10 protein-coding genes are annotated in these 15,334 nt (G+C 62.7%); 3 read left to right on the top strand and 7 right to left on the bottom strand.

Going from position 1 to position 15,334, the window contains the following annotated elements:
• Positions 1-10: 10 nt before the first annotated feature.
• On the bottom strand, positions 11-898 hold the full coding sequence (locus EV688_RS13370) for a LysR family transcriptional regulator (RefSeq protein WP_117318969.1): 888 nt from the start codon (positions 896-898) through the stop codon (positions 11-13).
• A gap of 105 nt (positions 899-1,003) precedes the next feature.
• Here EV688_RS13370 and EV688_RS13365 point away from each other — a divergent pair, with 105 nt between their 5' ends.
• Both EV688_RS13365 and EV688_RS13360 read left to right on the top strand, forming a co-directional pair.
• Positions 1,004-2,536, top strand: a complete 1,533-nt coding sequence (locus EV688_RS13365; RefSeq protein WP_117319022.1) for an NADH-quinone oxidoreductase subunit L — start codon at positions 1,004-1,006, stop codon at positions 2,534-2,536.
• Positions 2,536-4,977 carry a YbcC family protein gene (locus EV688_RS13360; protein WP_117318970.1) on the top strand — a complete coding sequence of 814 codons (2,442 nt, stop codon included), beginning with the start codon at positions 2,536-2,538 and terminating at the stop codon, positions 4,975-4,977. Before EV688_RS13365 ends, EV688_RS13360 begins: the two co-directional genes overlap by 1 nt.
• A 38-nt stretch (positions 4,978-5,015) precedes the next feature.
• On the opposite strand, the gene EV688_RS13355 is transcribed toward EV688_RS13360, so the two are convergent.
• From EV688_RS13355 to EV688_RS13345, 3 genes are all read right to left on the bottom strand, one after another.
• On the bottom strand, positions 5,016-8,150 hold the full coding sequence (locus EV688_RS13355) for an efflux RND transporter permease subunit (protein ID WP_117318971.1): 3,135 nt from the start codon (positions 8,148-8,150) through the stop codon (positions 5,016-5,018).
• A 5-nt stretch (positions 8,151-8,155) separates the two neighbouring features.
• Entirely contained in the window at positions 8,156-9,181 is a 1,026-nt protein-coding gene (locus tag EV688_RS13350; protein ID WP_117319023.1) for an efflux RND transporter periplasmic adaptor subunit, read from the bottom strand.
• Positions 9,182-9,242: 61 nt separating this feature from the next.
• Positions 9,243-10,109, bottom strand: a complete 867-nt coding sequence (locus EV688_RS13345; protein ID WP_117318972.1) for a DUF2971 domain-containing protein — start codon at positions 10,107-10,109, stop codon at positions 9,243-9,245.
• Positions 10,110-10,228: 119 nt separating this feature from the next.
• Here EV688_RS13345 and EV688_RS13340 point away from each other — a divergent pair, with 119 nt between their 5' ends.
• Positions 10,229-11,569 (top strand): DUF2254 domain-containing protein, encoded by a 1,341-nt coding sequence (locus EV688_RS13340; RefSeq protein WP_117318973.1) that lies wholly within the window; start codon positions 10,229-10,231, stop codon positions 11,567-11,569.
• A gap of 11 nt (positions 11,570-11,580) precedes the next feature.
• Here the strand turns inward: EV688_RS13340 and EV688_RS13335 are convergent, their stop codons facing one another.
• The 3 genes from EV688_RS13335 to EV688_RS13325 all read right to left on the bottom strand — a co-directional run bounded on the left by EV688_RS13335 (position 11,581) and on the right by EV688_RS13325 (position 15,332).
• Positions 11,581-11,892: a glutaredoxin family protein gene (locus EV688_RS13335; protein WP_205686688.1), complete on the bottom strand. Its 312-nt coding sequence runs from the start codon at positions 11,890-11,892 to the stop codon at positions 11,581-11,583.
• An 83-nt stretch (positions 11,893-11,975) separates the two neighbouring features.
• A complete protein-coding gene (locus EV688_RS13330) occupies positions 11,976-13,895 on the bottom strand; it encodes an acetyl-CoA hydrolase/transferase C-terminal domain-containing protein (protein WP_205686689.1) in 1,920 nt (639 codons plus the stop codon).
• A 36-nt stretch (positions 13,896-13,931) separates the two neighbouring features.
• Complete coding sequence (locus EV688_RS13325; RefSeq protein ID WP_117318975.1) at positions 13,932-15,332, bottom strand: alanine/glycine:cation symporter family protein; 1,401 nt, start codon at positions 15,330-15,332, stop codon at positions 13,932-13,934.
• Positions 15,333-15,334: the final 2 nt, after the last annotated feature.

The following is a 15,334-nucleotide window of genomic DNA, read 5'->3' as shown; positions in this document are numbered from 1 at the left end:
GGGTCGGCATTCATCGCCTGGCATTGAGCAGGGTCTGCAGTAGCGCTGGCTGCAGCATGCGCTGTGCGGTGATGGCATAGAAGGTTTCAAATACGTCGGGCAGTACGGCGTATATCTCCAGAAGACCGGCGTCGAGTTCGTCCTGAACCACGACGTCCGGCACCACAGCGAGGCCACCGGAATCCCGCGCCATGAGGCGCAGCATGGCCATATCGTCAACCTCGGCATGAGGCCGGATGGCAAGATTCAGTTCTTCGCACATCAGGTTGAACTGGTTGCGTATGTCGCTGCTCGGACCGGGCAGGAGGAGGCGCTGGTCCTGGAGGTCTTCGGGCCAGCGGAAGGCCTGGCGTTTTTTTCGTGGCGGGCCGACCAGGCAGACGCGCTGCCTGGCAATCCGCCTGCAGCGCAGGGCGCCTGTCTCCATCGATGTCAACGACCGGTTGGACAGTACCAGATCGAGCTTGTGTACGCGCAGGCGCTGAATCAGGTCCTCGAAGCCCGCCGACTCGTGGACAATGCTGATCTGCTCGAGACGTAGCACGGGTTTCAGGAAGTTTTCCTGAAAATTCCGTGACAGCGTGGACACGGAGCCGATACGCAGACGCTGAATGTTCCGGGTGTCAGCACCCTCCACCGCCGCCAGCAATTCATCACCGAGATCGAAGATGTTCTCCGCGTATCCCATGACCAGGTTGCCGAAATCGGTCAGCTGCAGACTGCGCCCCTCGCGCAGGAACAGTGCCTGACCCAGGCTGTCCTCGAGTTTTCTGATCTGCAGCGACAGCGCCGACTGCGAGACGTGAAGCTGCTCCGCCGCGCGGGTAAGGTGCAGCTCCTTGGCCACTCTCCAGAAGTAGTAGAGATGGTGAAAGTTCAGTTGTCGTCGGCTTGACATATTTATAATAAAGAATGATTAACTTTTAAAATCTATTTTAATAGCAACTGTGATTGTTGCAAGCTCTGCGCACTCAAACGTCAGAAGGAGTGTGCCGTGATTCCCATGAATATCAGTTTTGCCTTGTGGCAGTTGCCCCTGGTGTATCTCGCGGGGTGTATCCTGTCCTGCGCGTTTCCAGCGCGCGCCTGGCACCTGGCCGGCGTCAGCGCGGTGGTCGGCATGCTCGCCGCCGCTGCGGGAGGGCTGTCGATGGCCTGGGGCGTGGCACCGGCATCGAGCGTTCTCCCCGCCTTGCTGATTGCCATTGTCGCCTGGGTCATCGTGCGCTTTTCCCGCGACTATCTCCGCGGCGAGCCGGGCCAGCCCCGCTATGTTGCCGCGTTGATGTTCACCCTCGCTGCGGTCATGACCGTTGTTGTCACGGATCATCTGGGTCTGCTGCTGGTGGCCTGGGTGGCAACCAGTCTGGGTCTGCACCGCTTGCTGGTCTTCTATCCCGAGCGCGTTCCGGCGCAGGTGGCGGCGCACAAGAAGTTCATCGCCAGCCGGCTCGCCGAGATCTGCCTGCTGATCGCGGTCCTGCTGATATTCGACACCCTCGATACTTTCAGGATCAGCGAGATGACGCTGGCGCTGGGGCTGATGCCCGAACTCACTCCGGGTCTGAATCTGGCGGCGGTGCTGATTGCCGTCGCCGTACTGCTGAAATCCGCGCAGCTACCGCTGCACGGCTGGTTGATGCAGGTCATGGAGGCGCCGACGCCGGTTTCGGCGTTCCTGCATGCCGGCATTGTCAATCTCGGCGGCGTGGTGGTCATTCGGCTGGCGGCGCTGTTTTCCGCATCTGCCTCCGCGCAGATGCTGCTAGTGCTGGTTGGCAGCCTGACGGCCCTGCTGGCGGGACTCGCCATGCTGACCCGCATCAGCATCAAGGTGCGTCTTGCCTGGTCAACCTGTGCGCAGATGGGCTTCATGCTCATGGAGTGCGGTCTGGGTCTTTATGACCTCGCGATGCTGCACCTGATTGCCCACTCGTTCTATAAGGCACATGCCTTTCTGTCCGCGAGCGGTGTGGTTCACCGGTCGCGGGCCGACGAGCTGCTGCCAGGCCCGAACGGCATCAGCGGCCCTCTTGAACCGTTCCTTGCCGCGGTGGCCGCGGTTCTGGCAGTGCAGGGTATTGTGCTGATGTATTCCACCTTCTCCGTTGCCGCGCCCGTGAGTATTGCCGTGAGCCTTATTCTGGGGCTCGGCTGCGCGCCGCTTCTGGTGGGTGTCCGGCCCCTCTCACCGACGGTGATCGCAGTCGCTGCCATGCGATTTGTGGGTGTTGTGGGTCTTTTCCTGGCATGGCATACCCTGTTCTCGAGCCTGCTGCCTGCGCCTCACGCGCCGCAGCCTGGCCTGGTGATACTGGCGTCACTGGTGTTCATCGCGTTCTATGCCGCGCAGCTCTGGATCGGCACCGTCCCGCGGGGGAAGGTCGCCGACCGCCTTTATGGTCTGGCGTTCGCGGGCTTTTACCTCGATGAGAAGGTGACCCGCCTGACATTTCGACTCTGGCCGATCTCGCTGAAGCGACCGGCATCGACCACCAGCGGATCCTTACCCGTAACCTCTCAGGGAGTAGTGTAATGACAGCAATGACACCGATCTCGAACGTGGGTGCTGACGCGGTGCGTCAGGCTGTAGAGGGCGTCTGCCGCCGGGTGGCGCCGGCGTGGCCGCTGGACCGGCTGATCGCCGTCAACCCGCTCTGGCATCACACTGACCGGCCGTTCCACCGGGTTGCGGAGGATCTTTCGCGCCTCGCAGGATCCTCGATGTACATGCCCCCGGACTACTATTACGATGCCTGGCTCCAGGGCAATATTCGGCGCGAGCACCTGCGCCGGGCGATCGAGGAAACCGGCAGCCCCTATACGGAGTTTTCGGCGCTGTCCGCACTCAAGTCCGGTGCCGCAGTATCCGAGCCGCAGGTGCTGCCATCAGACATTCTGGACACGCGGCGCGACCTTGCACGGTCACCGGCCTGGCGGGAAACCATCGCGCAGCAGATCTCCCAGTTTGCGGCCTCTTTCTTCGATCGAACCCAGGCCGATTGGCGCCATGCCTATGGCGACTGTTTCTACACGGAGTGGCGCCGTGCGCTGCAGGCGGACCCGTCCATCGAGTGGCTGATGGGTATGTCCGGCCTGCGTGAGCGAGCCGGGCAGTTGCCCGACGCGCCGATGGACCTGCCGGCGCTGGCGGCACAGACGTTTGCACTGGATGCGGAGGCTCTCGAGGAGTTTCTCGGCGTCGCCATCCTCAGAATCAATGGCTGGGCGTCGTGGTGTGCCTATCAGCGCTGGCAGGCGGGCCTTGCCGGCAGTGACGATGCGGTGATTGAATCGCTACTGGCGGTTCGCGTGGCCTGGGAAATTCTCCTCGACGATGGTGACCGCGACGCGACGTCGGTTTTCGACCACTGGCAGAAACGCTGGGCAAAGCGGGCAGCGGCGCCGGTGGCTAACGGCCTGCTGCTTTCCCGTCTGTGGCAGAGAGCGCATGAAATCGCCTACCAGTCCTCCCTGGTGACCGCGCTGAATGCCGATGACGCGCGCGGCCACGCGCAGGTGGCGGCGAGCGTCAGTCTGCAGGCCGCATTCTGCATTGACGTGCGCTCGGAGGTTTTCCGCCGCGCCTTTGAGGGCGGGGACGATGATGTAAAAACGCTGGGTTTTGCCGGCTTTTTTGGCCTGCCCATCGACTATACGCCTGTCGGTACGCAGGCAACGCGGCCGCAGCTTCCCGGTCTGCTTGCTCCGGCCCTGCACGCCACCGACAATGCTCCGGAGTCACTGGCACAGCGCCGGCAGGTGCGTCTGCGGGGAAAACGCGTCTGGCGTGGATTTGAGCGCTCCGCACTATCCGGATTCAGCCTGGTGGAAAGCCTGGGACTCACCTACGGTGCCAGGCTTATCGGTCGGGCTCTGGGGGCCCTGCCGCCAGAGGCACCACCCGCCCATGCGGGGCTCACCAGCAAGGAAGCCCATGAGCTCGCGCCCTGTATCAGCGAGCCGTCGATCAGCCTGGATGCCCGGGCAGACCTTGCCGAAGGCGCCCTCCGTGGCATGGGCATGACGCACGGTTTTGCGCGCCTGTTTCTTATTGCTGGCCACGGCAGTTCTTCGGACAATAACGCCCACGCCGCGGGCCTCGACTGCGGTGCCTGCGGAGGACAGACGGGTGAAGTCAATGCGCGTCTTCTGGTCAGGTGGTTGAACGACTTCGCTGTTCGCGATCTCCTCGAGGTTCGGGGCGTCGTGATTCCCGAGCGCTGCATATTCATCGCAGCGCTGCACGACACCACGACGGATGAGGTGACGCTTTTTGATACGGCGAAGGTTCCCGCATCGCACTGTGACGACCTCGCCCGCCTGCGGCGTCGACTGAATCGGGCGACGCTGAGGGCACGCGCGGAGCGCGCGCCGCGTCTGGGGCTGAAGCATCTCGAAAACTCCCCCCGCGCCCTTGCGCGATCGCTGCGCAAGCGGACACGAAACTGGGCTGAGACGCGCCCGGAATGGGGACTGGCGAACAATGCGGCGATGATCGTCGCACCGCGCTGGCGCAGCAGAAATATCTGTCTGGATGGTCGGGTATTTCTGCACGAGTATTCCCCCGGTCGCGACCCTGAAGGCGAGGTGCTGACCCAGATCATGACGGCACCGATGGTGGTGGCACACTGGATCAACATGCAGTACTTCATGTCGACGGTGGATAATCTGCACTTCGGCGCCGGCAACAAGCTGCTGCATAACGTCGTTGGCGGGCGGATCGGTGTGTTTGAGGGCAACACGGGAGACCTGCGTATCGGGCTGCCATTGCAGTCACTGCACGACGGTGAGCAATGGCAGCACGAGCCGCTGCGCCTGTCGGTCTTTATCGACGCGCCGCGCGCGCGAATAGAGGCCGTGCTTGCCGCGCAGCCCCAGGTTCGCAGCCTGATTGCCAACGACTGGGTTTACCTGTTCAGGCTCGGGGGTGAGGTGGTGGAGGCGTGGCGAAACGGCGAGTGGGACGCCGCATGAGCTGCAGGCGCGCCCGGTGTACGCATACTGCCGTCGCATCACGCGTCCCGCGCACCACGCAGGCGCAACAGGTTGACCAGCAGGCTGGGTAGGAAGGTCAGCGTGATTACCATGGAAACCAGAATGCCGGCGAGCACGACGATGCCCACACCGCGATAGAGTTCGGTGCCGGCGCCGGGCAGGAAGACCAGGGGTGCGAGGCCGAAAACCGTTGTCGCCGTGGACATGAGTATGGGCCGCAGCCGGGTGGCCACCGCGCGGCTGACGGCCTCCTGCAGAGGGAGAGCGCGGCCCTCGAGGTTTCGGCGCGTCTGTTCAACGATCAGGATGGGATTGTTGACCACCGTGCCGAGCAGGATGATGAAGCCGAGCATGGTGATCATGTCGAAAGGCTGGACGATGCCGGGAAGGCCGATGCTCTGGAGTGCTGCGCCGAGACTGTTCACCAGCACCAGGCCGACAAGGCCGCCGGCGATACCCAGCGGTACCGTAGTCAGAATCACCAGGGGAAAGCCCCAGTGCGAGAAAATCGCGACCATCAGCAGATAAATCAGGACAACTGCCACCAGCAGGTTCTCCGACAGGGACTCCCGCGTGGCATCGAGCTGGTCTGCAGCGCCCGAGATCGAGATGTCGACATCCGTTGCAATCTCGCCCGCAGCCCGCATTGACGGCAGCAGCTCCTGGCGAATGCGCCGGACGGCAGTTTCAAGAGCGACATTCCGGGGCGGGATGACGGACAAAGTGACAGTGCGCCTGCCATCGATACGCCGCAGGTTGTCGCTGTCGATGGTTGTGACAATGTCGGCGAGAGAGGCAAGCGGCACAACGCTCCCCATGGGTGTCACCAACGGCAGAGTGCCAAGCTGATCCGGTGTCTGGTTCTGGCCCGCGGCGCTGTAGAGAAATATGTCGACCTTATCATCATCCACGAAGTATTCATCAACGAATGCGCCATCGCTCAGCGATGCCACCGAGTAACCGAAGGCGTCGGCCGTAAAGCCAGACTCGGAGAGTCGGGACCAGCGGGGGCGCACCTGCAGCAGTGGCTGATCCAGCGACAGCGATGCGGGGCGCGAATCGATCTGCGGATTGTCAAACAGGGATTCCGCGCGACCGTAGGCGCTGGCCGCGGCGCGATACAGCGATTCCATGTCGGGACCGGCGATGTCGAGATTGACGGCACGGGTGCCGCCCTGGCTGCTGGAGATGATTGAGCCTCTTCCGGAAAACGCGCGCATCCCCTCGTAGTTCTCGAAGAGTGTAGTGAGCGAGTTCATCATGGCCTCGATGTCGTCGCCGCGTTTCGGTTCGCTCATGACCCGAAGACCACTGGCACTTGTCCGCAGCGTGAAGTATTTGAGAGCGGGGATTGACTGTTCGCCACGATCAAACGCGGCAGGGTCGGCTGCCCGTGCCTGTGCCAGCCGGTCGCGGATTTCTTCGTGTATTTCCAGCATGGCAGACAGGCTGTAGCCCGGCGGAGGTGTCATGCTGGTGAACGCCTTTGGTTCCTCGCCTTCCGGGAGATACTCGGCGGCGGGCATGAACCACCAGGCAGCGCCGACCGTGCACAGCAGCCCGGCGAGCAGTGTGACTGCGCGCCGTGTCGGTGTCGTGATCAGCCAGACAACCGATGCCAGTATGCGCGCCTGCGCCCGGTCGTTGGCGGTTTGCCTGGCAGCGCCACCGATGCCGATATGGGCGCAGGCCGCCGGCACCACGCCAAGCGCGAACAGCATCGAGGCAAAGATGGCTACCGAAATGGCGATGGCGATGTCGGAGTAGATCTGTCCCGCTTCCTCCTGCACCAGCAGAACAGGCGCAAAGACGAGAATCGTTGTCGCGCTGGAGGCCACCACCGCTGTCCATACGTCGCGCACTCCCGCGACAGCCGCCTCGGCCGCCCGCAGGCCACGCTGGCGCGCCTGCTCGATGCTCTCCAGCACCACAATGGTGTTGTCCACCGTCATGCCTATGGCGAAGGCGATACCGGCAAGGGAAATCACGTTGATGGTGCGCTCGAACAGCAGCAGCCCGAGGAACGCCGCGATAATACAGACTGGCATGCCCATAAGCCCGATCAGCGTGCCGCGGTAGGTGCGCAGGAACAGGAAAAGAATCAGTGCGGCGAGCACGGAACCGAGAATCAGGTTCTTGATCACGTTGCCGATGGAGGCTTCCACGTAGCGCGCATCGTCGCCAACCAGCACCATGGTCAATCCGTTTGGCTCAAGCACGTCACGACGCAACTCCTCGACGACCTCGAGAATGCCGTACTTGATGTCTATCACGTTGGAGCCGGGTTCACGCTTTACCGCGAGTGTGATGCTGCGTTCATCGTTGGTCACCGAGACCTGACGCACCTCGAAGTGATCGAGCCTGACGGTGGCGACATCGGAAAGCCTGACGTCGGTGCCGTTGCGCCGCGCAAGAATCAGGTCCCGTATTTGCTGCTCGCTGTCGAAACGCCCTACCGTGCGCACCAGATAGCGCTGCTGCCCGTCGTCCAGATCGCCCGCCGACGTGTCCCTGTTGCGCTGGCGGACGGCATCGCGAACGTCGGTCAGTCCGATACCTCTCTGCGCCAGTTTCGCGGCGTCGACATGTATCTGCAGCTGACGCTCGGCGCCACCGTAGAGCTCGACCTGGGAAACGCCGCTGACGCGCTCCATCCGAACCCGCACGTTGTCATCCACGAAATCGTTGATCATGTCGATATCGAGGTCCAGGGGATTGCCCGGCAGCGGCGTCACGCCGAAATACATGAAGGCGTTCTGGGAGAAAGAGCTGCTCTGGATGCTGGGCTGATCGACGTTGATGGGGTAGGCGGGCACCTGGCTAAGGGCATTGGAGACTTCGATGAGTGTCTCGTTCACATTCACACCGAAGGGAAACTCCATTTCAATGCTGGCACGTCCCGTCTCCGCCGTGGATTCCATGCGCGCCAGATTGGGAATATTGCGCAGGTAGCGCTCCTGCTCGACGAGGATTTCCTTCTCGATGTCCTGCGGCGTAGCGCCGGCCCACTGCGTTACCACGCTGATGGTGCGAACATCCAGGTCGGGGATCATCTGCACCGGAATCAGTCTGGCTGCCGCGATGCCGAGCACGCAGACAATGAGCACGAGAACGGTGAGGAGTTTGCCGTTATTGATCGGTGCTTCAAGCATGACGGTTAACGGGACACTGGGTCGTTGACCACTTTCACCGGGTCGCCGCTGCGCAGCCGCTGGCTGCCGCGCACGACAACCCGGGCGTTTGACGGCAGCTTATCCTCCACAATCACCCGATCTGCTGATTCCTCGACGATCCTGATCGCCCTGCGACTGGCGCGGCCCTCGTCATCAATCACGAAGATGCTGCGTCCACCGTCGGGATGCGCGACCACGGCCTGCCGTGGCAGCGCCAGGCCGCGGCCTGCCGAGTCTGACTGTATTTCCGCGGTGGCGGATGTTCCCGGAAACAGGCTGACATCGGGGTCATCAGCGGCGATGCGCGCCAGGAAAGAACGCGCCTGTAGATCACTCACCGGCACCAGCGCAACGATGCGCCCCTCCAGAGCCTCGCCGGGTGTTGTGTCGGGAAGAATACGCACCGGTGTCCCGATAGACAGCCGGCCGAAGTGCTCCTGCGGGACATTGACGTCGATCCAGACGGGGTGGGTGGCAACCAGGCGAAACACCGGGTCACCGCGATTCACCCATTCCCCGTTCTCTGTCATGCGCTCCGCGATAACGCCGGCGAACGGCGCGGGTAGCGCATGGCGTTTCAGCTGTTCCCGAACAAGCTGTTCCCGGGCGATGGCAGCGCCGAGGGCTTCCGTCGCTGCCGCACGTGCAGCCTCGCGACTGGCGAGTTCGGTCGCGGGGATGAAGTTGTCTCCACGCAGCCGCGTCGCTTCCTCGACCAGCCGCTCTGCCTCCGCGGCGGCGGCGCGAGCCTCCGCGGTAGACGCCTTCGCCAGGTCAAGTTCCCGCTCGATCAATGCGGTATCGAGGCGCATCAGGATTGCCGCCTGTTCGACACGATCACCGGCATCGACCTGAAGCTCGCTGACCAGCCCGTCCATCCGCGGGGAGAGCATGGCCTGCCGCCGCGCGGTAACGGTACCGGAAAGTGCCAGAACATCCTTCAGAGCCACCGACTCGGGTGTGACCACGCTGACTTCACGCTCGGCAGCGGCGGAGAGGGTGCTGCACATACCTGCGGACAGGGCGAGTGCGCAAAATAACGGAAGAAAAACACGGCTCTTCATGTCGGAATCAACGCTTCCTGTAGGGAATGTCACAATAGGTAATCCCGCGTCGTGGACTTGCACCGCACTGTTCGAGGTAGAGCGCCAGTGAGTTCATCGACAGGTCGGTGTTGCTGGTGGGTCCCAGATAGACATGCTCGAGCATCAGCCTTCCCGCCTCGTCGCGCAGGTCGAAGTTGAAATAGGGTATCAGCATGGAGATGCCCTCGCGGAATTCCACCCGGTCTGTGAGTGTGTGCATGACCGGCGATATGATCCGCCACTCCTGCTCTTCTTCGAACGTTGGATGCTTGAGCACGGCGGCGATGCGCAGCAGATCGCCCTCGATGCTCTGAAACAGACCCTGCCAGGGTTCGCCGCTGGCGATCTCCTGCATGTCATGCTCGCCCGCCAGTGACTCCACGGCATCCACGATACTGTTAATCAGTCGCTCCTGCTCAGATCTGCTGTAGATGCAGCGCGTGACTTCAAACGACTGCGCCGCGGCGCGGGACAGAATCTGCTCTGGCGACATGCCCATGCTGACGCCCTTGCCATGCACGCTGTAGCCGCGCCACTGGCTGAGCAGATTGCCATTCGCCCTGAAAGACGCGCCGAACAGCATTGGACCGCTGACGATGCGGTGCGAGAGCCAGTCGAGCAGGGCATTCAGCAACTCCGGATTGTCGACGCCCGAAAGAATACGCCGGGTCACCTGCTGGTTGAGTAATTCCAGGGTATGGCGTAATTCCGTGGAGTCATTCATGTAGCGGATATCGCTGGCGCGAAGTTCCGCGCCACCCACGATTCCCTGCAGCCCGGTCAGCGTGGTGTAGTGGTACAGCGTTTCCTGCGGGCGGGCTGAGAACAGTTGGCGGGTGAGGGCGTTCAGCATGGCGTGTCCTCCAGAGACAACATGGTAATGGATTTGCCGGGACACGTCTCAGCCGGGCATGTACAGCGCTTCCCAAACGGCGGATGATCGAGTCTGTCGCCGGCGGAAAGGGTTTCGCGATGAACGCAACATTGCTCAAGCTCTGGGAGCGCCTGCAAAGCAGTTTCTGGTTCCTGCCCTCCCTCATGGCGCTGGGCTCAGGCCTGCTGGCCATTGCGCTGGTCATGCTGGATGAAGCCTGGGGCAACGCTTGGCTGGCGACTCAGCCGTGGGCTCGAGGCTGGATGTACGGCGGCGATGCCGACGGCGCCAGTGACGTACTGGGTATTATTGCCGGCTCCATGATCGCGATCGCGGGTGTCGTCTTCTCGATGACGCTTGTCGCGCTGTCTCTGGCATCGTCACAGTTCGGGCCTCGCCTGCTGCGTAATTTCATGCGCGACCGCGTGAATCAGGCGGTTCTGGGCACTTTTATAGCCACATTTCTGTATAGCCTGCTGGTGCTACGCTCTATCCGCCACGTTGGCGATGCCGCATTTGTTCCGCATATCGCGGTCAGCGTCAGCGTCATGTTTGCCTTGCTGAGTCTCGGTGTGTTCATTTATTTCATCCACCATGTGGCGGTGTCCATACAGGGTAACGAGATCGTTGCGCGCGTGGCATCCGAACTCATGGACTGTATCGACAGTCTGGCGGTGGATGAGCGATCGTCGTCCGACTCGCGTGGTCATGGCGGCAGGGAGGCCTGTGCGGCGGGACAGGCAGGCAGTGACGGAGAGCCGGGGCAGATCCTGTGTCACACAGATGGCTACCTTCAGATCATTGACAGCGATACCCTGCTGGCGCTGGCCGTACGAACCGACACTGTGCTGGAAGTGGTCTGTCGGGCCGGGCACTACGCCATACGCGACACCCCCATCGTGCGGGTCTGGCCTTCTGACGCCGTAGACAGCGCGCTGGAGCGGGAGGTTCGTGAGGCCTTCGCGTTCGGGAACCAGCGCACCTCGGCGCAGGATATGGAATTTCCGCTCGATCAGCTCGTCGAGGTCGCCGTGCGGGCACTGTCTCCGGGTATCAATGATCCCTTTACGGCGATCAATTGTGTGGATCGCCTGGGGTCGGCGCTGGCCCGGCTCGCCGCGATCGAACTCGCTTCACCGGATCGCTGCGATGAGTCGGGTGTGAGACGTGTGCTGATCCCGGCCTTTCGTTTTCCGGCAATGCTGGATGCGGCCTGCAACCCCATTCGACAGTGCGCCCAGTCGAGTGCGCCTGTTTCCATTCGTCTGCTCGAGGTCTTGCAGGTGATCGCTGCAGCGGCATCGACAGAAAAAAACCGGCGGGCTGTCGGGCGGCAGGCGAGGATGATAGCCCACGGCGTCTGTGACGGCCTGCTGGAAGAGAACGACCGCAGTGCCGTTGAGGAGCGCCTGCAGGCGGTTCTGGGCGCAGTTGCCTGAGGGTCCACCAGCTAGCCGCCGGCGTGATCCGGCTCAAACCGTTTGCGCAGCCACGCGTTGATGTCGGCCGACTCGTACAGCCACTCGTCAGTGCCGTCGTCATGGGCAATTCGCAGGCAGGGTACCTTGACGCGGCCGCCGCCGGCTGCCAGCGCCGCCCGGTGCTCAGAGTCATTCTGGGCGTCGCGCAGTTCCACGGTAACGCCGAGGCGTGCAAGCTCCTTGCGAACGCGAATACAGAACGGGCAGCTGCGGAACTGATACAGGGCCAGCCCTGAGGCGGCGTCGTCAACAGCGGACTGCGCGTCCTCGTCACGCGCCATGGGAGCCGGTGTGGTCAGCTTTTCCTGCAGCAGAACGAAGGGCGTGAGCAGCAGTCGCAGTGTGCGGAAAAAGTAGCGGATGATTACTCGGATGATGGTGTCTCCTGTTCCAGTACGGCCAGCAACAAGGCCCGGGAAACATGCTCCCCGAGATCGCGTGGCCTGCTAAGGTTCATACGCGCCAGACTGGCATCGGTTCTCTTGTCCGGCTTGCGGCGCCAGCCGCGCAACGCCAGTCGCGCCAGTCCGAGGCGGCTGCCAGCCTGCTCCGAGAGCCGGGACAGGCCCTGCGCCAGGTGCTCTTCTTCGGGTGTCAGGCCGCTGCCCAGCGGGAAAGCGGGCAGATAACCTGCCGCCGGAGCCAGCGCGGCGGTGATGCGCGCGGGGGTATTGTGCCGATAATACTCGGCAATTTCCTGATTACCGGGGACTTTGCCGGCGGCCTTGGCAGATGCCAGCAGGTCGGGCTGAAAGCGCGAATCGGCGATGTTCAGCATGGCGAGAATCACGTCGGCATCGGACTTGTCCCGGAGATCGGCAACGCCATACTCCGTTACCACGATGTCGCGCAAATGGCGCGGTATTGTGGTGTGTGCATACTGCCAGCAAATGTTCGACTGCAGCTTTCCCTTATGGGTGCGGGTTGCCGGCAGGGTGATGATCGAGCGCGCCTCCGGCAGCGCAAACGCCTGTGCAACAAAGTTGTACTGTCCGCCCACGCCGCTGACGACCTGGGCGTCTTCCAGACCATCGGAAACAATGGCCCCGGTCATTGTCACCATCATCGCACTGTTGATGAAGCGCGCGTTGCGTCGTGCCGCGCGTTTTCCCGATTCGGTCGCGCTGGCGTTCTGCGGTGGACCCAGCAGACAGGTATGGGGTCCTCTCTCATGCAGGTCATTGACAAATGAGACAGGCATCATGGCGATTCGAGCGCGCTGATCGGGGCCAAGCCGCTCAAGCATGTCATAGAACACCGGGCTGCCGAGGAAAAATCCCGCGTGGACACAGGCGCCGTCCACGTCTCTTCGAATGACGCCGGCGAGCATCAGTGCAAGAAAGCCTTCCACCAGCATTTCCGTCAGGCCATAAAGACCCACGTCGAATCGCCCCCGCACTTCGCCCGCGGGTGCCGCGCGCGGCCCGTGGAGCCGCTCCAGGCAGCGCTGGAATATGTCGTTGTCGCGCTGCCGCAGGATCAGCGCATGGGCGATGGCATCGCCGATGGAGCCAATGCCTATCTGCAGCGTGCCCGCGTCCGCCACCAGGGCGGCTGCGTGCAGCGCGATGGCATGGTCAGTGGCGGCGGCGGGCTTGTGCGGTGGCGTGTAGAGCGGGAATTCGCAGTCGGGGCTGTCCAGCACAAGGTCAAAATCGCTTCGGTCGCGCAGTGCCGCACCACCGAGAAACGGCAGCTGGCGGTTGATCTGTCCGACGCTCAGAAAATCGCATTTGCCCGCGCGTCGCAGATCCAGAAGGTCAGCACTGATGTCCGGGTTGCAGCTGAGGCTATAGGTGTCGGCAGAGGTTTCTGTGGGGACGGCGATCAGCTGCAGCAGCAGGTTCATGCCCTCTCTGAGCATGGCATCGAGTGCATGGGTGTAGTTGATGGAGGCATAGGACTGCTGTGCGCCAGGAACGCCAAGCCACGCTCCCGGCCGCAGGAAAAACTCGACCACGCGGATGTTATCGGGGAGTTCCTGCTTGCGCTGCGCACTCGCATAGGCCAAGGGTGGGTAGGCGTCGAACAGGCGCTCTGACAGCGGCGCCAGGAAGCGATGCTCAAGGTCGCTCCGGGCGACTGGCGCCTCCAGCGTCAGTGCGGTGAACAGGGTCAGGGAGAGGCCTGGGTCTGCCTGCGCCCGCCGGAACAGGGCATTGACCACGTGGTTGGCTTTGCCAAGTCCCAGTGGCAGTCCGGCGACGATGGGCGTGCCGATTTGCGCGATGATCTCGTCGACCAGCGTCTCGCAATTGCGGTGGACTGCGGGAATGGCGTTCATGTTGTCACCTGGCTCCCGGCGGTTGCTGCGTCAGGTCTATGGTACGCCTTTGTCGCTCCGCGGCTCCAGCCCGGCCCGGTGGCGCGCAAAATACACGCGCGCGGCACGGTTGACGTGGGGCGCGAGCAGGAGTGCCGACGTCATCGTCGGGATGGCCATGGTCGCATACATGCCATCCATCAGGCCGACAACGGTTTCCAGCGTGACGACGGAGCCAACGACCACCAGCACGCTGTATATCCAGACATAGTAGTGCTGGTGCTGTGCGCCGATCAGAAAGCCCAGGCACTTGCTGCCGTAGTACCAGAAACTGAGCACGGTACTCACCGACAGCATGATGACCACGAAGGTCAGCGCATAGGCACCGAATCCGGGGAAGGCGGATTCAAAGGCCCGCGCCGTCAGGGTAACACCGCCGATATCGCCATCGGCCTGCCACACGCCGGTGACGAGAATCGCCAGTGCCGTGCAGCTGCAGACAATGAGCGTATCAATGACAGGGCCCAGCATGGCGACCAGGCCCTCGCGAATGGGTTCGTCGGTTTTGGCGGCGCCGTGGGCCATCGACTCGGTGCCGATGCCGGCCTCGTTGGAGAATGCGCCGCGGCGAACGCCCATGAGAATGACCGCGCCGATGGCGCCGCCCGCTGCGGCCTCACCGCTGAAGGCATCGGAGAAGATGAGTGCGAATGCCGCCGGGATTTCACTCGCGTAACGGATGAGCAGCACGCCCGTCAGCAGCAGGTAGGAGATCACCATGGTCGGCACCAGTCTGGCGGTGACCTTGCCGACCCGGCGTATCTGCCCGAGAATGACTGCCAGAACCAGTCCGGCGACGATCAGACCGACGCTGAAATCAAACAGGAAGTGTGATTCCTGCGTGGCGAGTCCCGTGGGGTAGCCGATTACGTCACGCAGTATCTGCACCAGCTGGTTGACCTGGAAGACCGGCAGCGTACCGAACATGCCGGCAATGGCAAAGAGTACTGCCAGAGGCATCCAGCGACGCCCCAGTCCTTCCCGTACCACGTACATCGGCCCTCCCTGAAGCTGGCCGAGGCTGTCGTTACCGCGGAACATGACCGCGAGAGAGCAGGTGTAGAACTTGGTCGCGACACCGATGATAGCGGTCACCCACATCCAGAAGATGGCTCCCGGGCCGCCCATGGTGATGGCCAGCGCGACACCCGCAATGTTGCCCAGCCCGAGAGTGCCCGAGAGTGCCGTGCTCAGGGCTTGCGCGTGGGTGATATCGCCGGCGTCGCTTTCCCGGTCGAAGCGCCCGGTCAGTATTCTGAGTGCGTGATTGAAGTGCCGGTACGGCATACCGCGTGAATACACGGCAAAAAACAGTCCCCCGCCCACGAGCAGAATGACCAGCGGCGTGCCCCACATGATGTCGGCAAAGCGGGTGAACAGCGTTTCGAGGTCTTTCATGA

The sequence above is a fragment of the Chromatocurvus halotolerans genome (assembly GCF_004340525.1).
Lineage (GTDB): Bacteria > Pseudomonadota > Gammaproteobacteria > Pseudomonadales > Halieaceae > Chromatocurvus > Chromatocurvus halotolerans.
The sequence above is the reverse complement of the archived record's forward strand: the minus strand, read 5'-3'. Positions and strand labels throughout refer to the sequence as shown.

Excerpts from the sequence above, each read along its gene's own strand:
- EV688_RS13365 (WP_117319022.1), top strand. The coding sequence starts at position 1,004 with ATGAATATCAGTTTTGCCTTGTGGCAGTTGCCCCTGGTGTATCTCGCG.
- EV688_RS13335 (WP_205686688.1), bottom strand. The coding sequence starts at position 11,892 with ATGGCGCGTGACGAGGACGCGCAGTCCGCTGTTGACGACGCCGCCTCA.
- EV688_RS13325 (WP_117318975.1), bottom strand. The coding sequence starts at position 15,332 with ATGAAAGACCTCGAAACGCTGTTCACCCGCTTTGCCGACATCATGTGG.
- EV688_RS13345 (WP_117318972.1), bottom strand. The coding sequence starts at position 10,109 with ATGCTGAACGCCCTCACCCGCCAACTGTTCTCAGCCCGCCCGCAGGAA.
- EV688_RS13330 (WP_205686689.1), bottom strand. The coding sequence starts at position 13,895 with ATGAACGCCATTCCCGCAGTCCACCGCAATTGCGAGACGCTGGTCGAC.
- EV688_RS13350 (WP_117319023.1), bottom strand. The coding sequence starts at position 9,181 with ATGTGCAGCACCCTCTCCGCCGCTGCCGAGCGTGAAGTCAGCGTGGTC.
- EV688_RS13370 (WP_117318969.1), bottom strand. The coding sequence starts at position 898 with ATGTCAAGCCGACGACAACTGAACTTTCACCATCTCTACTACTTCTGG.
- EV688_RS13355 (WP_117318971.1), bottom strand. The coding sequence starts at position 8,150 with ATGCTTGAAGCACCGATCAATAACGGCAAACTCCTCACCGTTCTCGTG.
- EV688_RS13340 (WP_117318973.1), top strand. The coding sequence starts at position 10,229 with ATGAACGCAACATTGCTCAAGCTCTGGGAGCGCCTGCAAAGCAGTTTC.
- EV688_RS13360 (WP_117318970.1), top strand. The coding sequence starts at position 2,536 with ATGACAGCAATGACACCGATCTCGAACGTGGGTGCTGACGCGGTGCGT.